The following is an 18,419-nucleotide window of genomic DNA, read 5'->3' on the forward strand; positions in this document are numbered from 1 at the left end:
TGCTGCGCTGCTGTACACGAGACAACCTCACTGTGCTGGGTCTTCCCAGGGGTCGTAGCGCTTCACGCATGGGTTCGCCGGCACGGAGGGGCACCGGCCGATGAACTTGGCGAAGCAGCGGTCCTCGTACGCAGAGCTGTGCTGTCGGGATCACACGTCGAACGGCTCGAAATCGACGACTGCGGTCGAGTCCTCTCCGTACCGCACACTGATGTCTATCGCCATCGCTCCACCGTCGGCGGGAGGGTTCAACTCGATGTGAGCGCAGGCGTCCGCCGGTGCCCCGAGGCAGTCTTCCAACGTGAGATGGGTGCCGGGATAGGCATCGTTCAGCCACGCGTCCAGATCGGTCCGCGTGATCGTGAAGTGGGCCGTATACGTAGTGTCCAGCCAACTGAGGGCGGTGCACTTCGCGTCGTGAGCCCCCTTGGGCAGCCCGTCCTGGTCCGCGTACTGCATGGCCTCCTCGCACGGAACGGGTTCTACCTGGGACATCGGGTCGCCGAAGAAGGGCGACGTGATGAACGTCCAGGCAACCCATCCCAGGAAAGCCACTGGGAACGCCAGAACGGCGATGAGCACCCGCTTGTGCCTCATGATTACCTTCGCTGTCCTTCGCGCGCATAGGTCGTGACGCCGCAAGAAGCGACGCAGGAACTTGCCCTGCGGTTCCTGGCCGTGCGGCGGGCCCGGCTGTTGTGCGCAGCCGGGCCCGCGTCAGGATCAGGACTTGACGAGAGTGATGTCGGTGCTCGGGAAGCCGGTGTTGACGTTCACCGGGTAGTCAGGGTCGTCCGCCCTGCCGACGCCCCGGAGTACGGCGGCGCCGGGCTTGAAGGAGGCGGTGGGGTCGATGTTGCTGGGGAAGGAGACGGTCCACGGGACCGGGGCCCCAGGCTCGCAGACGACGACCAGGTCCTCATACGAGCCGGACGCGGTTTCACGCTTCTGCGTCTGGTAGGCGCTGGCGGTGAGGGTGATGCGGGCTGGCTTGTTGCAGGTCACCGCGCCGCCGACGGTGATCTCGCCGGTGTGGGTGTCGACCGTGCCCGTGGTGTTCAGGCTCATGCCGATGGCGAGCTCCGCCGGCGGCTCGGCCATACGGGCGTGGAGCTCGCCGCGCACGGGTAGCGTGGAGCCGCTGCAGTACCGCTCGAAGGTCGCGTCGACCTCGCTGATGTAGCCGTAGGGGCCGTAGGCGATGTGGGAGATGGTGAAGGAGCCGGTGCCGGTGTCGCAGTTCCGGTCGGTCGAACTGAGCTCCAGCTTGGGGTCCTCCGGCTGGGCGTTGGGCCAGCTGGAGGCGTTGGTGTATGTGGTGCCGGAAGTCAGCTTCTGGCCGTAAGGGGCTTCCATGTGCAAGTACCAGCGCTCGCCCTCGGGCGTGACGACCGTGGTACCCACGGCGGACTCGGAGACCGGCCCCGAGATGTCGAACATCTCGGTCGTCTCGGGGGTGTAGCTGTACGACCGGCCGCCGGAGATGTACTCGCCGGCCTCCCCGCTGAAGCTGAGCGATCCCGTCACCGCCTCGTGGGCCTCCGCCGTGCCCGTCAGCGGTGCCGCCGTCACCGCCAGGGCCACGGCCGCCGTGAGGACGGCCGCCGTACGGGCCGGGCTGCGGCCCAGCACGCTGCTTCTCATCAAGCTTCTCCTTCATAAGGAGCGGTCCCGGTCCTGATGGACCGGGCTGTATCGCGCACACGGCTACCGAATGTCAGGTACCGATCAATCGGACTGAGGGGGGCGGCGAATGGTCTCCTCGGCAGCACGGGTCGGAAGCTAACACCCGCCACTGACAACTCCGGAGCCCACTTCCGCTGCGCGGCGAGCCCGTAGCCCGTCGTGGCGACTGTCTTGGGAGTCGCCCGTGTCCGGTCCGGTGTGCTGACGTTGCCGTCGGAGTCTGCCGTCAGTACCTCTCGTCCCGGGCTGACACACGCGAGCTCGGCCAGACGTCAACGCCTCCCGCACCAGGGCCCAGTGGCAACGCCGCTGCCCAGGAGCCCAGTTGGCGCAGCAAGCGCTCAGCTCGCCGGAGACCGTCCGATCCAAGGAAGGGCAGGACAGGCACCGCGGGCGGAGCGGACACCGTCCTGCAACTGTGGTCCGGCGCCGGCACGCCGAATCAGAAAATGGAAGATGGCTTGAAGACCCTGAGAAGAGGTGACTTCGTTGGTCCGTTCGCGGTCCGGCCGTGACGGCGGGTCTGCGGCCGAAGTCGGCGTACCGGGGTGGTGCGCGGCGACCGTACTCCACAGCGCAGCGGTGGGTTCGAGCCCATCGGATTCGTTCCCCGGCGCCCATCGCGGACCCGTCGGCCGCGGCCGCGCCATGGCTCCGGCGCCCATGGACTTCGGCACTTCGACGGCACAAGCCAGTGCCTATGGTCAGCACTGGCCGGTCCGCCGTCTGAGCCGGGACCGGCCTCCGCCCCCGTAGACGATGGAGACCGCTGTGGAATTCCCCGACGTGATGAGGAACCGGAGGATGGTCCGCAGGTACCGCAAGGACCCGGTGCCGGACGAGGTGATCGAACGCATCCTCCGGGTGATCCGGCATTCACCCACTGCCGGATTCAGTCAGGGACAGCGACTGCTGGTCATAACCGACGAAGAGACCAGAGATCGCGTCGCGGAGATCACCAAATCCCGCGACGGCGCGAAGGAACTGGACGAGTGGATCTCTCACGCTCCCGTGCACGTGGCGCTCTGCGTGGACGAGAGCGCATATCGTAAGCGTTACGACGCCCCGGACAAGGTGCTGCAGGACGGCCGAAAGATCCCCTGGCCGGTTCCGTTCTGGTGGTTCGACGCAGGAGCGCTGCTCATGGCCTTGCAGCTCGCCGCCATCAACGAGGGACTGGTCAGCGGCTTCTTCCATCCCGGTCTTCCGGAGAAGGTGGAGGAGCTCGCCCAGGTGATCGAGGTTCCCGACGGCGCCGAACTCGCCGGTATCCTCACCATCGGTTACGCGGCGGACAGCCCGCACGTCCCGGACCCGCGCCTCGCCACGATGCGCGTTCCCCTCGGCAACCTCGTGCGGTGGCAACGGCCGCCGAGCCCGTGAGGGCAGCGACGCTTGCCCGTCCACCCGTTTCCGACGGGCACAGCCGTCTCCTGGCGATCCGGCTGCCGGAGCCATTGCACGGGAGCAGGCGTGGAGTAGGCCTTCGTTTGCGGCCCGGCATCGTCATGACGACGATCCCGCCCTCCGGTCCTGCTGTCCTTGTTGTGCGCCGGGGGCCGTGTGCCGACCTTGATCGCATCGGTGACCCGATCGGGGCGGTACCGCGAGGAAGGCGAGCCTGCGGAGCAGGTGAGCGCGCAGGTCCATCGGCTGGGCGCTGCGCCCCAGTGTGATGGCCGGCCACCGCGGGTGAGGACCCCACAGAGCCCGCCCAAGCCGGCGTGCAGGGGCCCGGTGCGGGGGTGCTTGTGGAGTCCCGTCGACGGCATCGAGGCCGACCGCAGCACATGGTCAACGGCCGTGACCGTGAGATCGCCGATCGGCTCGGCTCGATGATCCGCGAAGCCCGGGGTGATGTGGACTCTTTGAGGACTTCGTGGCACGGGAGTGGCACGACCGTGATCACAGCGAAGGGCCAGTTCGAGAGGATCAAGCCGCCCGTGGATCGACCACGTTCCCGATGGCCCGGAGACCGGGGCGACTGATGCGCCCGGCGGGGCCGGTGCGCAGGAAGCCCTGCTCGTCCCTCTCGCAGCAAAGCCCTTCCAGGACACCACCGTTCGGGATCCTCCTCGAGAGGAGAAACACCCCTGCTGCCTGAAGAGTCCGCCCGTCGGCGAGTTCCAGCCCGCGAAGTGCTCCGTCGTCGGCGAGCAGTCCGGGCACCGGCCCCTCCATCACTTCGACTCCGCGGGCCCCGACAGCTCCGTCGCCGCTGGGAGCGACATGTCAACGAGCAACACCCCAGCCATCGGGCAGGAGCGTTGCTCGAGACGGTCTGTTTCAGGATGCCTTTTGGTCGGCGGGCTTCTCGATCTCGGTGGTCACCCGTGCCCCTCGGAAGAGCACCGGGAGCCACAGGAGACATGCCAGCAGGGGGACCGCGGCGTAGGTGGCCATGCCCACACTGGAGCCCCACCCGTCCATGAGCGTGCCGAGGACGAGATAGCCGGTGCCGATGAGCGCCGACTCCACGAATGCGATCATCGACAGCAGGCTCGCCCGGTGGCGCGACGGCACCGCCTCGTTGAACACGTTGTCCACGATCACGGCGGTGATCTCGGGAATTCCGACCAGGACCAGGAACGCGGCGATGGTGACCTGGACAAGGCCGAGGCCGCTCAGGCCCAGCGCCACGGCGAGGGTCAGGAGAGACACCGGGACGATGACCCGATACCCGATGCGCCGGTCCGCGCGGTCCGACAGCAATGGAGTGAGCCCGCCGGCGAAGAATCCCGCCGAGATGACCGCGCTGACCAATGCGGTGCCCGCGCCCTGATCGGAGAGGGTCTTCTGCGTAAAAATGATGTATGGCGTCAAAGTCGCATGCATCAAGCCGGACACCACGACAAGCGTCACGAGCGCCGGCGTGGCGACCCGAAGCATCGCCCGCCATGCTGTGGCGTCGCCGTGCGCCTCCTCGGCTCCGTCCTGCTCGTCCACCGCGTCCGCGCCGCGGATCTCGGGCACCCGTGACATCAGCACCACCACGGCCACGACGAGGCACGCCGCCGAACCGACGTAGACGATTCCCCAGGAAATCCGCTGCAGTTGGCCGCCGAGGACGATGGCGGCTCCCGAGGTGACCGTCCCGAGCATGGTGAACCGGGACTTGATCTTGACGTAGCCGGCCGTTGCACCACGACGCACGAGCAGGTCGTACAGCAGGGCGGTGTCCGAGCCGGATACACATGCCATGCCCACGCCCTGCCCGATGAACAGCGTCAGGAACACCCAGTAGTTGGAGAACGCCACCTGACCGAGCAGACATCCAGCTATCAGCACCTGGCCGATCACGATGCTGGCACGCCTGCCGATTCGGTCGGCGATGACTCCCGTCGGCAACTCCGCAAGTCCGCTGACCAGGTAGAGCAGTGTCTGAAGCAGGGCCACTTGCCCGGCGGAGAAGCCTCGCTGCTGAAGGAAGAGGACGAATACGCCGCGCTGGAACAGCGTGTTGGCGAGCACGGCGTATACGTAGAACGGACGCGTGACGCTTTGTGCTGCATCGTCGACTGCAGCCGACTCGCCAAGGGCCTCCGTGGTACCGGTCATGCTGCGGGCTCCCCCTGGTGACTCCGTTGATCATTAGTGTTGGGCCCCCGCCGCCGACCGGAACCTCCAGGCCATACTTCGCGCAGGATATTGGGCCGACCCTCCGGGAACCGTTGCCGCTCCGGCCGGAGTCGGTGCGATCGCTGGCGACCGGCTGTGGTCGCGGTGGTTGCTGTACTTCGCCGCTGTACAGCCGGAGTCCGGTGGGGACTGCTCAGGACGCCGATCGCGCGCCACGCTCGTACGGCCACCCCGCGAGCCGCCTCTTGCTCCCACCGGTTCCGCTGACGCCTCGGGCACCCCCGGGGCACCTGTTGTCGGGACGGCTCGACTCTACGAGGCTTTGTGACTGATGAGCCTCATCTTTTATCAGATCGATCGTGGGGTGTCGGCAACGTCGGCGAGCCACCCTGCGCACTTGGCCGATCATCCGTTGCCGTTCGGTATCGGTCGGCACTGCCCGCATCTGTTGGTCTCAGCCGCTGATGTCAGCCGACGGGCTCTGCCTTGACCGATCTGCTGCCATGTCTTCCGGATCACGCCGAACCGGGCACGTCAGGGGTTGAGCAGGATGAGCGTGACGGTGGGCAGGAGCGTGCCTACCGCGCTGAGCAGCCAGTAGGTCTGAGTAGCGAGCGAGGTTCGGTGGACAAGGGCACTGTTGGCGGTCCACCACAGCATCGTGTACAGGCCGACGATGGGCACGACGATCACCAACCACAGGGCCATACCGTCGTTCTCCGTCGGTTCCGGGTTGTGCCAGCTCGCTGCCAGGAACCACAGCAGCCAGATCGGCACGATCCCCGGTATGCCGAGGAGCAGGTTCACCCCCAGGGCCGTCGGCCACCGGCTGACCATGTGCGCCCCTCCCCGTGATCGCCCATGGGGACTGTACAGCGAGGGTTTGCGGCTCGATCATCACCGGCCGTACCAGCCGCGCTACGGCCTCGCAGCCTCGCCCACCACCTTCACCGGCTCCCGTCCCGTCCGCCCCTGGGCCGCGTCTGCTCCGCTCTGCGGCATCACGCGGTCATGGAGATGGCCGCGGGAACCCCGGTGGTCGGCATGGGGTTTCGCGGAACGACGCGACGTCACGAATGCCGGGCGGCTATGACCCGAACTTCGTCCATTGCCCTTCGGAGACCACCTCGATGGAGTCGCCGACGACCTTGATGGCCGTCTGTTCGTCGATGGCGTAGGCCGGGACGCCGATGTCGGCGGCCCACCGCTCTGCGTCAGCCAGGGTGTTCTGCGGGAAAGCGTCCAGGTGTGGGAAGATCGAGAAGTCGACGAGTCCCAGAGTGCGGTCGTCCGGCGCGGACGGCCACTCGACGAAGTACGCCCCGATCCGGGGCGTCATCACCATGCTTCCGGCGCTCACTCCCACCCAGACCGTGTCGGGCAGCGAAGGCAGCAGATCGGCCAGCCCGGACTCCCGCATCCAGTGGCACAGGTACGTCGCGTCGCCGCCGTCGACCAGGAGCACGTCGGCCTCCCGGATCCAGGGGACCCATCGGTCCGCGCCGATGGTGGGCAGTGCGGTGAGCTCGAGCACACCGAGCGATGCCCAACCCAGGCCGGTCAGGTGCTGCCACGTGGGCTCGGCGGCTACGAGGCCCCGCACCGATGTCGGACCGCACATCGGGTGACCCCACTGTGCTGTCGGGATGCAGAGGGCGTGGCACTCGGCGATCGGCTTGCCGAGAAGCTGCACGAGCGCCGAGTGGATGCTCGGGTTCGTGACGCCGCCTGACGTAAGCAAGAGCTTCAAGGTGCCTCCAAGTTCGCGCGCGGACGGTGGATGCATCTGAAGACCCGGGACCGTGCTGAAACTCATCGCATCCCGGTCCGTTTCCAGGGCGGGCAGGACTCGCGCCTCTCCTCGGCTCAAAGCGGCTCGAATCCCTCGGCGTCGCTGACGTTCGCCGCTTCATCGTCTACCTGGAGCAGCAGACGACCGCAGCAACCACCAAGGAGGCGCAGGGAGTTCTGCGGTCGGCCTTGTCCTCCGCCTGCCGCGAAGGGCTGATCACACGTGACGTCGCCAAGCTCGTCGAGCCTCCGCGGACCGACAACGGCGAGCTGAAGCCCTGGGCCCTGGACGAGACGCTCGACTTCCTCGCCGCCTCCCGCAAGGACCCGATCGACGCGGCCTTCGTCCTCGCCATTGCGATGGGCCTGAGCCGAGGAGAGATCGTCGGTCTCCGCCGGTCGGATCTCGACCTCGAAAATCGCGTCCTCTACGTCCGCCAGCAGACCCAACGCCGCCGTGGCGCCCTGTGTGACGATCCGAAAAGCCGCAGTCTCGCCCCTTTGAGCCATTCACTTCTCAATAGACCGCATCCCGCTATTTACCTGCAACCTTACGAGAGATTTCTCGAGCTCGACAATTGTCTCTTCAGTGAGCAATGAGCGATTTTCTTCGAGAGTCAATCTGACACTCTCCCTGATTTGCTGAGGTGTGAGATTCGGTCCCTCGTTCAACTTCAATGATTCGCTATCGCCCTCGATCCGGGCGTTGCGCAGGATCCTCACCTGCTCATCGCTGAATAGCCTGGCCATGATGGCTGCGGAAAGCCGCGCCGCTGCCTCTTCGCTACTCATGCCGGCTCGATGTTCTTCAAGGTCCACCATCGCTTCTTGCGGAGCGTCTGAAGGTGCAGATTCAACCCACGTGGCCGAGGCGGCAGGCGCAGTCGGGTTGTCATCCTCGCGAGATCGAGCAAGTTTACTGCGGACAGACTTCACGAGCGGGAGGCCATGGCCGCTCCACCACCTCTTGATGCGTGGCGCAGCCCACTCTACGGCCTTGATAAGAGTCACCAGGGCCTCGAGTACCTCCTCGGGGTCCAGCCGCTCTTGAGCTCGAGAGTTCGAATCGCAGTTGCAGTTGAATTCGTGAGCAAAGAACGGAGGGGGATCCGATGGCAGATCTTCCTCATTCTCATCGTCAGGAACAAACTTCGCATGGCTGACTAGGCGCCCATCGTCGTACAAGTTGTGGTGCAGGCCGCCATCCTTTGCCTGACCGGGAGTCAGGTCATCAGGATATTCATAGGTGCCTCTAATTTTGGCCATTCGCCACTCCCCCTAAAGCGTGGACGGCAGGTGCCCCCGGCCACATCTGACCTTTGGACTCCTCCAGGGAATGTACGCATTGCCATCAAGCGAAAGCGGAGACCGCCGTCAGAGCCACGCTCCCACTGTACTTGCGACTGCTGACATCTCCACGTGGCTTGCGTTCATAAACCCCACGACTGCGACAGCTACCGTCACCCGTCCAACCAGCTGTCCAATGGGAGGGCTTGCGCGACAGGCTCACGTCGCGCAGCGGGTCGCTCAAGGCCCACACGCAGGAGTCGAGGAGGTCCGAAGATTTGTCCTCCGTCGTCGCGGCCCCGACGTACGTCGTCATCTGCTTCTCCAGCACCGAAGGTGCGGGGCGTGCCGGCGTGGGAGATGCGGGCGTTCTCGTAGAGCATCGCGATCGGGGCCGCGCGGGCTCGCTTGCTGCGGATGGCGTGGACGATGCGGCAGGGGAAGGTGGGGTCCACCTCGGCGAGTCGGCGTGGTGCTCGTGGCACAGGACGGCGGCGCGCGCATGGCCGCTGGGTGGTGATGATTCATCGGGATCTCGTAGACGATCTCGCAGTGCGCGGCGGCCACCACGGCGTCCGCCATCGAAACGTGTACCGGTCATTTACACGCGTCGCAGCAGATGCCGGGCTCCGCGTGGTCCGCCTGCACGATGCCAGGCACGGGTGCGCCACGCTGCTGACGGCGGCCGGCGTCACGCCGCGGGTCATCATGGAAATCCTGGGGCACAGCCAGATCAGCATCACCATGGACGTGTACACGCACGTCGTGCATGACACCGAGCGGGAAGCGATCAGCCACATGGACCGGCTGCTCAAGCGCCGTCTGCCCGTCGCCTGAGAAGCGACTGCCGTCAAATAGTGCCGTCAAAGGCCCCGGACCATGATCGGTCCGGGGCCTTTTGGCTGGTGCCCCCGGCAGGATTCGAACCTGCGACACCCGCTTTAGGAGAGCGGTGCTCTATCCCCTGAGCTACGAAGGCTGAGGTGCGGCCTGGGTGGAATTCTGTCCGCCGCTCGGTGTACGGGTCGCGGTCAGGTTTTCCGGTCAAGCCCTGAACGCCTGGGGAAAGGTTGCTGCGGTGAGGCGCGCGTGGAACCGCGTGACACGCCGCAGCGCCCTGCCGGGGCGCTCGATCCACAGCGTACCGGATCAGGGCTCGGGCGGGCGCTGGTGTCGGGGAGCCGAGTCGGGGTGGTCGGGCCGTACAGGGCGGCTGACCGGCTTCTCCACGAGGCCTTCGGGTGGCCGCCCGCGTGGTGTGCGGGGACGAAGCCGACGGTCGGGACGCGGCGGCCTTCGACGACGCGGGGGAGTGTTCGGACTCCGGGGGTGCCGGCCCGGCCGGCCCGGCACGGGCAGGTGGCCACGGCTCCGTACGAGTGCAGGGCTTGCCCGGCGAGGCACACCCGCATCCGCACCCGCGCCGACCCGGAACTGCACGCAACACGACGACCCGCGGTCAGCCCGTCGTGGAGCTCGTGCCCTGTGTCGGCGCGTCCTCGGTCCTGAGCTTGTCTCCCGTGTTGGAGATGAAGATGACCAGCAGTTTCGCCGGCTTGGTAGCGCTGGTGTTCTCCGTGAGTACATGGTGGGCGCCCGGCGGTTCGACCCAGTACTGGCCCTGGTGGTACTCGTGCGCCTGCTCCCCGGCAAGCCGGCTGCGTACCGTGCCCTCGAGCACATAGGCGTAGACGAAGGCCGCGCCGTGCCGATGCGGGAGGGCGTGTGAACCGGGCGGGAAGTCCACGATCGCCGAGGTGAACGTCTTGCCGTTCACGTTCGTCAGCGGTTGTTCGAGTATCGGCGTCAGCGTCTCGGTCGGGCGCGGAGAGGCCACGGCGGCGGCCGGCGCCGCCTGCGCCGTGGCCGGGGCACGGTCTGCCGCGGTGGAGCACGCGATGGCCGTGGCCGCTATGCCGGCAGCCAGAACGCCGCCGGTGATCCGCATTCCGATCATGATTGCTCTCCTTCTTCGGTCCTCTTCTTCAGTCCTCGGTGATGCGGATGATCGTCTTGCCGGGGGCGGGCCGGTCGGGGGCGAATGCGGCCGGTGCCGCGGCGAGCGGCCGCGCGTGCGATGTCGCACCGTCGGACTCGCTCCCGCGAACGGCCGTGTTGTGCAGGGTGGTCGGCAAGGAACCGGTACCGGCGACTTCGGCATCCGTGAGCACGGTGTCGACCGCCGCGTGTGCACCGAGCGCTCTCGGCGTTCATGGGATCACGACACCGGGAAGCCCGCAGCTTCACCGGCACGCACCCGTCCGGCACTTGCGGAACGTGTGGCTGTTCGGAGGACGGGCCGACGGCGCTCCGGAGCCGTCGTCACCTCGGCGATGCGACTCGCCCGCGGACCGTCTCGGGTCGTCGTCCCGGAGAACGCGAACGGGTGATGCCCGGTGCTCGTCGCCCGCCGAGCGCACGGCGGTGCGGCCCGGCACTCGTCGCCCGACCGGGCGTCATGCGCGCGTGTCATGCGCCGGACGGCAACTCGTCCCGGTCGAGCAGCAACTGACAGTCGGCCCGGGCGCGACCGCGGGGACGGCGAGGTGCGGTGATCGCGGCGCGGCCGGACGGATCGCCGGCGCACCGTCGTCAGATGCTCGGTACCTTCCTGAACCGCCCCGCCACATGGAGGTCCGCCTCGATCCGTGCCGCCGTCGCGCGCAGTTCCGGCAGCAGCTCGGCCACGCACTCCTCGATCGTGCGGCGACTGCTGTGCATGGCGATGTTCACCGCGGCGACCACTCTGCCCCCGCGGTCCCGCACCGGTACCGCGATCGACCGCAGGCCTTCCTCCAACTCCTCGTCGACCAGGGCGTATCCCTCGCGCCGGACGCGGTCGAGCGCGGCCCTCAGTGCGTCCGGGTCCGTGACCGTGCGCGATGTCAGGGAGGCGACCTCGGGCAGCTTCCGTTCCGTCTGGTCCGCCAGCATCACCCGGCCCAGCGACGTCGGATACGCGGGCAGCCGGGTCCCGACCGTGAAGTTGACACTCATGATGCGACTGGGGGCGACCCGGGCCGTGTACTGGATCTCGTCGCCCGTCAGCACCGCCAACGAGGTCGACTCGAGCACCTGCTCGGACAGGGCGGTCAGATGGGGAGCCGCGATGTCCGGCAGCGTGACCCGGGACAGGGACGGGTAGCCGAGGCCGAGGACGCGCGGGGTGAGCCGGAAGACGCGGTCGCGCGCGGTGACGTATCCGAGGTGCTCCAGTGTGATCAGCGCCCGCCGTGCCGTCGCCCGCGGCAGCCCTGTCGCCTCGGCCACCTCGGTGAGTGTCAGTTCGGCGCGCCCTTCGCCGAAGGACGTGATCACCGTCAGTCCGCGGGCCAGTGACTCCACGAACTCCCGTCCGAGCTCCTGCTTGGACGCCCCGGTCCAGGTCGCGAGTCCGGACGGCGCGTCGGGGGCGGCGGGCGGCGCCTCGTGCAGCTCCCGTTCCATCGCCGCCACCGCCGAGCGCAGCCGGGGCAGCAGGGTCCCGTGCAGATCGTCCGCGGAGTGGCGGCTCGTATGGCTGACCACGCTGACCACACACGCGATCCGGCCGTCCGCCTCCCTCACGGGCATGGCGAGCGCCACCAGTCCCGGCTCGATGAGCTGGTCGTCCAGCGCCCAGCCCTGGTCGCGGGCCTGCCGGGTGCGCTCCTCGAAGTCGTCGCCGAGGGTGCTGCCACCGGACCCGGCGAGCGGGCGGCTGCGGAGCGGCACCGCCGGGAAGCCGCGGTCCTCGGGGTCCGCGGCCCGCCGTTCGTGCCAGCGCTTCCAGTCCGCCTCGTCCCACTCCGTGGCGAACAGCGGTCCGGGGGCGGTCCGCTCCGCGGGCAGCAGATCACCGATGCGGAAGCTCAGGGACATCGCGCGGCGGCGGGTCGCCTGGTGGATGAAGCGGATGCCGTCGCGGTCGGCGACGGCGAGGGACACCGATTCGTCGAGCCCGTCGGCGAGCGCGTCCGCGTGCGGATCCAGCAGCTTCGGCAGGCGCAGCGCCGCCAGGTAGGCGTTGCCCAGTTCCATCAGCCGTGGCGCGACGACGGCGTCCCGGCCGTCGAGTCGTACATAGCCCATGCGGGCGAGCGTCGCCGTGATCCGGTCGACCGTGGACCGGGCGAGCCCACTGGCCCGCTCCAGAGCGCTGAGGCTGCAGCTGCCGTCCGTGTCGGTGAGCCGCCGCAGCACGGTGAGCCCTCGCATCAGGGGCGTGACGGCTTCGGCAGGGGCGGCCGAGTCCTGGGCGGGCATGGCGTTCGGGCGCATGAGGTCACGGTAATGCCGGTCAGGCCGCCTCCGCCGGGTAAGCCCGTGCCGTGCGCCGCACCGGGCCCGCGGATGTCCGGGGATTTCTCACCGGCGTGTCACGCGGACGTGGAAGTTCCCGGAACCGTCACGGTCCAGGACGGTGACCACGATCCCCGTCTTCGGGTCCGTGAAGCTCTGACCGGGGAGGAAGGTGGCGTCGGACATCTCGGCCTGGACGTTGGGGCTGCGCGTGCAGCCGCCGCTGTCGCGCTGGGAGTCGTAGACGGTGATGGGTCCGTTGCCGGTGTCGACGTTCGCGTCGACGCGGTAGACGAGGATGCCGGGCCGGCACATCGTCGCGTCGTTGCCGGCGCGGGTGCGCAGTTCGAGGGCGTATCCGGCTCTGGAGCTGATCGGTATGAAGACCAGTTTGCGGCCGCCCGCGAGGCCCAGCGGGGTCAGCGTGTACTCGGTGGTGCCGCGGGTGCTGACACAGCTGACCTGGGAGTCCGCGAGCCAGCCCAGCTTCCACTTGTGCCAGGCCAGCAGGTCGTTGTCGGCGCCCCAGTCCTCGCTCATGATGTCCCAGTGGCCGACGGCCGCCCCGCCCTCCTGGGTGTAGAGGTCGGGCAGGCCGAAGGTGTGGCTGTTCTCGTGCGGCAGGACCCGGTAGCCGGTCTTGGCGTAGGAGCCGGAGCCGTCGTCCTGGCGGCTGTAGATGAAGGACGCGTTGGACAGCGGCACGCCGTCGGCGATCGGGGCGTCGGTGTTGCCCGCGAAGGTCACCGACAGGACGGTGTCCAGGGCCGAGGGGCCCGCGTTCGGCGTCACCAGTACGTTCAGCAGGTCGTAGCGGCGGAAGTCCACCTCGGGGTCGGCGGTGGTCACGATGTCCTGCACCAGCCGGCGGTAGCCGGGGTCGAAGGGGGCGCCGCGTTCCAGGCCGTACGCCGTGAACGGCTTGGGCATCCGCAGCCAGTGCCGTATCGGGGCTTCGGGGCGGTAGTCGAGCCGGCCGTAGGAACTGGTCGTGAACCACTTCTGGGTCTGCGGGAAGAACTCCGCGAACCGGTCCATCGCGCTGCCCTGTCCGGGAGCGTCGGAGAAGTCGACCATCAGGTTCAGGGCGTGGACGGTGCCGGTGGAGCGGACGTACCCGGCGGGGGTCGGGATGCCCTCCGGCATCTGGACGCCGTTGTTGCCGTGGATCATGCACGCGCGCAGTGCGCCGCGGGCCGGTGCGACGGGTCCCGGTGTCGTGGAGCCGGCGATGAGATGTCCGGTGCCGGCGGCGGTGGAGAGCGCGAGTATCAGGACGGCGACCGAGGCCAGCGAGGCGACGCGGCGGGACCGTATCCGGCGGCGGGACAGCTGCATGCGGTGACCCCTCGCTGCACTGGCAGCCGCCGGTCACCGGCTGCACCCATGCGCTCACCCTGTGTCGAAGGGAGGTCGGGCGCGCGCTGGAGCAGCCCGAACGAGGGTTCAGGGGTGCGGAAAGGGTGACGGCACGACGGCTGTGGGAGGGGCGCGCGAGGGTGCCGGCGGCCCGGCCCGGCGCGGACGGGCCGGGACGGCGCCCGGGCCCGGGTTCGACCGACCGGGTGAGGTATGTGTCCCACGTCACAGAAGATCCGGGCAGGGGCGGGAAATAACCGGGGACCGATTCCCCGTTTAGACCTGTGTCCGAGCGAAACGGGGACCTGGTCCCCGGAACGCGTTTCCACTCCACCCGAGGAGTACGCCGTGCAGATCGCGCCCCCAGTGCCGCGCCGAGCGACCCGGCCGCGTGCCGATGCTCTGCGCAACCGGGAGCGGATCGTCACCGCGGCCCGGGAGATGTTCGTCGAGTTCGGCCCCGAAGTGCCGTTCGACGAGATCGCCCGCAGGGCCGGTGTCGGCAATGCCACGGTGTACCGCAACTTCCCCGACCGCGACGCACTCGCCCGCGAGGTCGTCTGCTGGGTCATGGATCGAACGGCCGAGGACGCCGAACGGGCCCTCGCCGAGAGCGGCGATGCCTTCGAGGCGCTGTCGCGGTTCGTACACGCTGCCGCCGACGAACGGATCAGCGCGCTGTGTCCGATGGCGGCCAGCGCGTTCGACAAGCACCACCCCGACCTGGAAGCGGCGCGTGAACGGGTCGAGCGACTGATCGTCGAGCTCATGGACCGCGCCCGCGCGGCCGGTCAGCTCCGCCCCGACATCGGCGTCGGGGATCTGATGATCGCCGTCGCACAGCTGAGCAGGCCTCCGGCTGGCACCGGCTGTGTGAGCCTCGACCGCTTCGTCCACCGCCATCTGCAGCTGTTCCTGGACGGTCTGCGGGCTCCGGCCCGCTCCGAACTGCCGGGTACGGCCGCGACCATGGAGGATCTGCGCCAGTCCTGAGCGATGAGTTCAACGGGCGCCGCCCGTCCGCACGACACCAGACAGCTGTGACCGGACGCCGGACAGCTGTGACATGACAGGCGTCCGAGCCGTCACCGTCGACGGGCAACGCCTTCCCGCCTTCCTTTCCGCCTGCCCTCTTTCCGCACGATCCCTTTTCGCTCCCGAGTCCTGACTTTTCCGTCACGAAGTCCCGAAGTGGATACCTCCATGTCTGAAACAGCCCGAAACATCCCGGGCGCCACCGCCCCCGACCCCAGTCGCTGGCGGGCCCTCGTCTTCATCGCACTCGCCCAGCTGATGGTCGTCCTCGACGCCACCATCGTGAACATCGCCCTTCCGTCCGCCCAGCAGGACCTGGGGATATCCGACGGCAACCGCCAGTGGGTGGTCACCGCCTACGCCCTGGCCTTCGGTGGTCTGCTGCTCTTCGGTGGCCGGGTCGCCGACCTGTGGGGCCGTAAGCGCGCCTTCGTCATCGGCCTCGGCGGCTTCGCCCTCGCCTCGGCGCTCGGCGGTGCCGCGCAGAGCGGCGCGATGATGTTCGGCTCCCGTGCCCTCCAGGGCATCTTCGGCGCACTCCTCGCCCCTGCCGCGCTGTCCTTGCTCGCGGTCATGTTCACGGATGCCAAGGAGCGCGCCAAGGCCTTCGGTATCTACGGTGCGATCGCCGGTGGCGGTGGCGCCGTCGGCCTGATCCTCGGTGGCTTCCTCACCGAGTACCTGGACTGGCGCTGGACGTTCTTCGTCAACATCCCCTTCGCCATCGTCGCGGCGGCGGGCGCCTACTTGGTCATCCGGGAGCCGGAGGGCGGCCGCAACCGCTCGCCGCTCGACATCCCGGGCGTCATCCTCTCGACCCTCGGTCTGGTCTCGCTCGTCTACGGCTTCACGCGCGCCGAGTCGGACGGCTGGGGCGACTCCATGACCGTCGGCCTGTTCGTCGCGTCCGTGGTGCTGCTCGTGGCCTTCGTGATCACCGAGGCCAAGGTCAAGGCCCCGCTGCTGCCGCTGCGTGTCATCACCGACCGCAACCGCGGGGGCGTCTACCTCTCCCTCGGTCTCGCGATCATCGCGATGTTCGGCACGTTCCTCTTCCTGACCTACTACCTCCAGGTCGTGAAGGGCTTCTCGCCGGTCAAGACCGGCTTCGCCTTCCTGCCCATGATCGCGGGCATGATCACGGGCTCGACCCAGATCGGCGCCCGGCTGATGACCCGGGTGCCGGCGCGGGTGCTGATGGGCCCCGGCTTCCTGGTCGCGGCCGCCGGCATGTTCCTGCTGGCCCAGATCGAGCTCGGTTCGTCCTACGCGGCCCTGATCCTGCCGGCCATGCTGCTGCTCGGCCTCGGTATGGGTACGGCCTTCATGCCGGCCATGGCCCTGGCCACGCACGGTGTGCAGCCGCGGGACGCCGGTGTCGCCTCCGCGATGGTCAACACCTCGCAGCAGGTGGGCGGCGCGATCGGCACGGCGCTGCTGAACACGATCGCTGCCTCGGCGACCACGTCCTACATCAAGGACCACATCGCGACGGCCACCTCGAAGTCGCAGTCGCAGCTGGTCCAGCTCCAGGGGCAGGTGCACGGCTACGCGAGCGCGATCTGGTTCGCCGTCGGCATCCTCGTGGTGGCCTCGGCCCTCGCCCTGACCCTCGTCAACGCCGGCCGCCCCGGCGCGGCGTCGGTCTCCGGCCAGGACGCGGGCGCGGGCGCCGAGGACGAGCTGCACGTTCCGGTGGTCGCCCACTGACCGTGGCCGGTGGTCGTCCGTCCATCGGCAGGTCACGGGAGTGAGCCCGAGGGGCTTCGCCCCGGAGGCGAGCCGGACACCACGGACGAGGGCCGGGACGCCTCGTCCGAGTACTCCGGGTGTGCCCCGGACCCCCGCGGGGGTCCGGGGCACACCCGTGTCCGCGCCGGTCCGTCCGGTGGCTCAGCGCAGCCAGGGCAGGTCGGCCCCGGCCTCCGCGGGCTGCAGTCCCTCGGCGATGATCGACATGATCTCGCCGAGGGACTTCTGCTGTTCGGGCGTGAGCCGGTCGAAGAGGGCCTGGCGCACGGCGGCCACATGCCCCGGCGCGGTGTCCGACAGCACCGCATACCCCTGGTCGGTGAGGACCGCGAGCTGCCCGCGCTTGTCGGAAGGGCAGTCCTCGCGCCGCACCCAGCCGTTCTTCTCGAGGCGGGCGACGGCGTGGGAGAGGCGGGAGCGCGTGATCTTCGCCCGCATGGCCAGCTCCGTCATCCGCAGCCGCCGCTGCGGCGCCTCGGCGAGCTGGACGAGCAGTCCGTAGTACACGTGCGGCATGCCCGCGTCGCGCTGGAGCTGGCGGTCGAGGTGGTCCTCGAGAAGGGTGACGGCGTGCATGTACGCACGCCAGATGCGCTGCTCCTCGTCGGTGAGCCAGCGTGTGTCATCAGCGGGTGCCGTCGTCATGGGACCACTCTACGAGGCCCCTTCTTGAATGTTAAACAAGCGTGGAGTAGGGTCCTCGATATAACTTGAGACTTCAAGCAAGTCGCGAAGGGAGTGGCCGCCATGTCCGCCGTCACCGAGGAGCGCACCGTGCCCGAGCGCATGCCCGCCCTCTATCTGAGCCATGGCGCACCCCCGCTCGCCGACGACCCGGTCTGGCCCGGTCAGCTCGCCGCCTGGTCCGCGGACCTGCCGCGCCCCACGGCGATCCTCGTGGTGTCCGCCCACTGGGAGGAGGCGCCGCTGGCGCTCGGCGCGGTGGAGACGGTCCCGCTGGTCTACGACTTCTGGGGCTTCCCCGAGCACTACTACCGGGTGCGGTACGGGGCTCCGGGCGCCCCCGAACTCGCCGAAGCGGTGCGCAAGTTGCTGCGCGCCCCCGGCATCCCCGTACAGGACGTGCCCGACCGCGGCCTCGACCACGGCGCGTACGTGCCGCTGGTCGAGATGTATCCCGGGGCCGACATCCCGGTCCTGCAGGTCTCCATGCCGACCCTCGATCCGCTGAGGCTCATGGAGATCGGCCGCAAACTGGCCCCGTTGCGCGACGAGGGCGTCCTGATCCTCGGTTCGGGCTTCTTCACCCACAACCTGGCGGCCCTGCGGCAGCCGGGCGGGGGAGTGCCGGGCTGGTCGGCGGAGTTCGACGACTGGGGGCACCGCGCGCTGGAGGCCGGTGACGTCGACTCGCTCGTCGACTTCGTCCGCAAGTCCCCGGCGGGCCGCCTCGCCCACCCCCGCACGGAGCACTTCGCCCCGCTCTTCGTGACCCTGGGTGCGGCGGACGCGGCCGGTGAACTGGATGCGCAGAAGTCGGTGATCGACGGGTTCTGGATGGGTCTGGCGAAGCGGTCGGTGCAGTTCGGCTGACCGCCGCCGGGAGCCGGGGCGGCCAGCGCAACTCCGCGGACGCGACGGCGGGCGGCGGTATGTCGCCCGGCCCTCCGCGTCGAAAGCGGCGGCCG

Annotated in this window: 16 protein-coding genes, 1 tRNA gene and 2 pseudogenes; 6 read left to right on the plus strand and 13 right to left on the minus strand. The window is 68.7% G+C overall.

The window, feature by feature from the left end:
- Window positions 1–150: 150 nt before the first annotated feature.
- Both ACSHXN_RS23525 and ACSHXN_RS23530 read right to left on the minus strand, forming a co-directional pair.
- Window positions 151–597 (minus strand): hypothetical protein, encoded by a 447-nt coding sequence (locus ACSHXN_RS23525; protein WP_438303657.1) that lies wholly within the window; start codon window positions 595–597, stop codon window positions 151–153.
- A gap of 126 nt (window positions 598–723) precedes the next feature.
- A complete protein-coding gene (locus ACSHXN_RS23530) occupies window positions 724–1,644 on the minus strand; it encodes a hypothetical protein (RefSeq protein ID WP_438303658.1) in 921 nt (306 codons plus the stop codon).
- Window positions 1,645–2,490: 846 nt separating this feature from the next.
- Between ACSHXN_RS23530 and ACSHXN_RS23535 the strand changes: the two genes are divergently transcribed.
- Window positions 2,491–3,069 carry a nitroreductase family protein gene (locus tag ACSHXN_RS23535; protein ID WP_355140485.1) on the plus strand — a complete coding sequence of 193 codons (579 nt, stop codon included), beginning with the start codon at window positions 2,491–2,493 and terminating at the stop codon, window positions 3,067–3,069.
- A 549-nt stretch (window positions 3,070–3,618) separates the two neighbouring features.
- On the opposite strand, the gene ACSHXN_RS23540 is transcribed toward ACSHXN_RS23535, so the two are convergent.
- From ACSHXN_RS23540 to ACSHXN_RS23555, 4 genes are all read right to left on the minus strand, one after another.
- On the minus strand, window positions 3,619–3,855 hold the full coding sequence (locus ACSHXN_RS23540) for a hypothetical protein (RefSeq protein WP_355140486.1): 237 nt from the start codon (window positions 3,853–3,855) through the stop codon (window positions 3,619–3,621).
- A gap of 117 nt (window positions 3,856–3,972) precedes the next feature.
- Window positions 3,973–5,244: an MFS transporter gene (locus tag ACSHXN_RS23545; protein ID WP_438303659.1), complete on the minus strand. Its 1,272-nt coding sequence runs from the start codon at window positions 5,242–5,244 to the stop codon at window positions 3,973–3,975.
- Window positions 5,245–5,799: 555 nt separating this feature from the next.
- Complete coding sequence (locus ACSHXN_RS23550) at window positions 5,800–6,102, minus strand: hypothetical protein (protein WP_355141653.1); 303 nt, start codon at window positions 6,100–6,102, stop codon at window positions 5,800–5,802.
- A 250-nt stretch (window positions 6,103–6,352) separates the two neighbouring features.
- Window positions 6,353–7,015, minus strand: coding sequence for a Type 1 glutamine amidotransferase-like domain-containing protein (locus ACSHXN_RS23555; protein WP_355141655.1), 663 nt, complete (start codon window positions 7,013–7,015; stop codon window positions 6,353–6,355).
- Between the two features lie 89 nt (window positions 7,016–7,104).
- On the opposite strand from ACSHXN_RS23555, the pseudogene ACSHXN_RS23560 reads away from it, so the two are divergent.
- Window positions 7,105–7,608 (plus strand): annotated as a pseudogene (locus tag ACSHXN_RS23560) (tyrosine-type recombinase/integrase); the annotation flags it as partial.
- On the opposite strand, the gene ACSHXN_RS23565 reads toward ACSHXN_RS23560, so the two are convergent.
- The gene (locus tag ACSHXN_RS23565; protein WP_355141657.1) at window positions 7,567–8,322 is read right to left on the minus strand and encodes a hypothetical protein; all 756 of its coding nucleotides are present in this window, start codon (window positions 8,320–8,322) and stop codon (window positions 7,567–7,569) included. The pseudogene ACSHXN_RS23560 and the gene ACSHXN_RS23565 sit on opposite strands and share 42 nt — an antisense overlap.
- A gap of 594 nt (window positions 8,323–8,916) precedes the next feature.
- Here ACSHXN_RS23565 and ACSHXN_RS23570 point away from each other — a divergent pair.
- Window positions 8,917–9,180: pseudogene (locus ACSHXN_RS23570) on the plus strand (tyrosine-type recombinase/integrase); the annotation flags it as partial.
- 66 nt (window positions 9,181–9,246) lie between these two features.
- On the opposite strand, the gene ACSHXN_RS23575 reads toward ACSHXN_RS23570, so the two are convergent.
- From ACSHXN_RS23575 to ACSHXN_RS23595, 5 genes are all read right to left on the minus strand, one after another.
- A tRNA-Arg gene (locus ACSHXN_RS23575) sits at window positions 9,247–9,322 on the minus strand.
- A gap of 480 nt (window positions 9,323–9,802) precedes the next feature.
- Complete coding sequence (locus ACSHXN_RS23580; RefSeq protein WP_438303662.1) at window positions 9,803–10,300, minus strand: cupin domain-containing protein; 498 nt, start codon at window positions 10,298–10,300, stop codon at window positions 9,803–9,805.
- Window positions 10,301–10,328: 28 nt separating this feature from the next.
- Window positions 10,329–10,514: a hypothetical protein gene (locus ACSHXN_RS23585; RefSeq protein WP_383351527.1), complete on the minus strand. Its 186-nt coding sequence runs from the start codon at window positions 10,512–10,514 to the stop codon at window positions 10,329–10,331.
- A gap of 421 nt (window positions 10,515–10,935) precedes the next feature.
- A complete protein-coding gene (locus ACSHXN_RS23590; RefSeq protein WP_438303663.1) occupies window positions 10,936–12,603 on the minus strand; it encodes an IclR family transcriptional regulator domain-containing protein in 1,668 nt (555 codons plus the stop codon).
- 87 nt (window positions 12,604–12,690) lie between these two features.
- The gene (locus tag ACSHXN_RS23595; RefSeq protein ID WP_355141665.1) at window positions 12,691–13,962 is read right to left on the minus strand and encodes a M6 family metalloprotease domain-containing protein; all 1,272 of its coding nucleotides are present in this window, start codon (window positions 13,960–13,962) and stop codon (window positions 12,691–12,693) included.
- 369 nt (window positions 13,963–14,331) lie between these two features.
- Here ACSHXN_RS23595 and ACSHXN_RS23600 point away from each other — a divergent pair, with 369 nt between their 5' ends.
- Both ACSHXN_RS23600 and ACSHXN_RS23605 read left to right on the plus strand, forming a co-directional pair.
- Window positions 14,332–14,976 carry a TetR/AcrR family transcriptional regulator gene (locus ACSHXN_RS23600; protein ID WP_355141667.1) on the plus strand — a complete coding sequence of 215 codons (645 nt, stop codon included), beginning with the start codon at window positions 14,332–14,334 and terminating at the stop codon, window positions 14,974–14,976.
- 210 nt (window positions 14,977–15,186) lie between these two features.
- A complete protein-coding gene (locus ACSHXN_RS23605) occupies window positions 15,187–16,728 on the plus strand; it encodes an MFS transporter (protein WP_355141669.1) in 1,542 nt (513 codons plus the stop codon).
- A 183-nt stretch (window positions 16,729–16,911) separates the two neighbouring features.
- Here ACSHXN_RS23605 and ACSHXN_RS23610 read toward each other — a convergent pair whose 3' ends face one another.
- The gene (locus tag ACSHXN_RS23610; protein WP_355141671.1) at window positions 16,912–17,415 is read right to left on the minus strand and encodes a MarR family winged helix-turn-helix transcriptional regulator; all 504 of its coding nucleotides are present in this window, start codon (window positions 17,413–17,415) and stop codon (window positions 16,912–16,914) included.
- A gap of 102 nt (window positions 17,416–17,517) precedes the next feature.
- Here ACSHXN_RS23610 and ACSHXN_RS23615 point away from each other — a divergent pair, with 102 nt between their 5' ends.
- Window positions 17,518–18,324 carry a dioxygenase family protein gene (locus ACSHXN_RS23615; RefSeq protein WP_355141673.1) on the plus strand — a complete coding sequence of 269 codons (807 nt, stop codon included), beginning with the start codon at window positions 17,518–17,520 and terminating at the stop codon, window positions 18,322–18,324.
- The last annotated feature ends 95 nt before the right edge of the window (window positions 18,325–18,419 follow it).

The sequence above is a fragment of the Streptomyces sp. HUAS TT11 genome (assembly GCF_051553595.1).
GTDB lineage: Bacteria > Actinomycetota > Actinomycetes > Streptomycetales > Streptomycetaceae > Streptomyces.

What these genes read in the sequence shown, in the direction of transcription:
- ACSHXN_RS23530 (WP_438303658.1), bottom strand. Translation starts at nt 1,644, where the DNA reads ATGAGAAGCAGCGTGCTGGGCCGCAGCCCGGCCCGTACGGCGGCCGTC.
- ACSHXN_RS23550 (WP_355141653.1), bottom strand. Translation starts at nt 6,102, where the DNA reads ATGGTCAGCCGGTGGCCGACGGCCCTGGGGGTGAACCTGCTCCTCGGC.
- ACSHXN_RS23595 (WP_355141665.1), bottom strand. Translation starts at nt 13,962, where the DNA reads ATGCAGCTGTCCCGCCGCCGGATACGGTCCCGCCGCGTCGCCTCGCTG.
- ACSHXN_RS23615 (WP_355141673.1), top strand. Translation starts at nt 17,518, where the DNA reads ATGTCCGCCGTCACCGAGGAGCGCACCGTGCCCGAGCGCATGCCCGCC.
- ACSHXN_RS23565 (WP_355141657.1), bottom strand. Translation starts at nt 8,322, where the DNA reads ATGGCCAAAATTAGAGGCACCTATGAATATCCTGATGACCTGACTCCC.
- ACSHXN_RS23525 (WP_438303657.1), bottom strand. Translation starts at nt 597, where the DNA reads ATGAGGCACAAGCGGGTGCTCATCGCCGTTCTGGCGTTCCCAGTGGCT.
- ACSHXN_RS23535 (WP_355140485.1), top strand. Translation starts at nt 2,491, where the DNA reads ATGGTCCGCAGGTACCGCAAGGACCCGGTGCCGGACGAGGTGATCGAA.
- ACSHXN_RS23590 (WP_438303663.1), bottom strand. Translation starts at nt 12,603, where the DNA reads ATGCGCCCGAACGCCATGCCCGCCCAGGACTCGGCCGCCCCTGCCGAA.
- ACSHXN_RS23580 (WP_438303662.1), bottom strand. Translation starts at nt 10,300, where the DNA reads ATGATCGGAATGCGGATCACCGGCGGCGTTCTGGCTGCCGGCATAGCG.
- ACSHXN_RS23610 (WP_355141671.1), bottom strand. Translation starts at nt 17,415, where the DNA reads ATGACGACGGCACCCGCTGATGACACACGCTGGCTCACCGACGAGGAG.
- ACSHXN_RS23545 (WP_438303659.1), bottom strand. Translation starts at nt 5,244, where the DNA reads ATGACCGGTACCACGGAGGCCCTTGGCGAGTCGGCTGCAGTCGACGAT.
- ACSHXN_RS23605 (WP_355141669.1), top strand. Translation starts at nt 15,187, where the DNA reads ATGTCTGAAACAGCCCGAAACATCCCGGGCGCCACCGCCCCCGACCCC.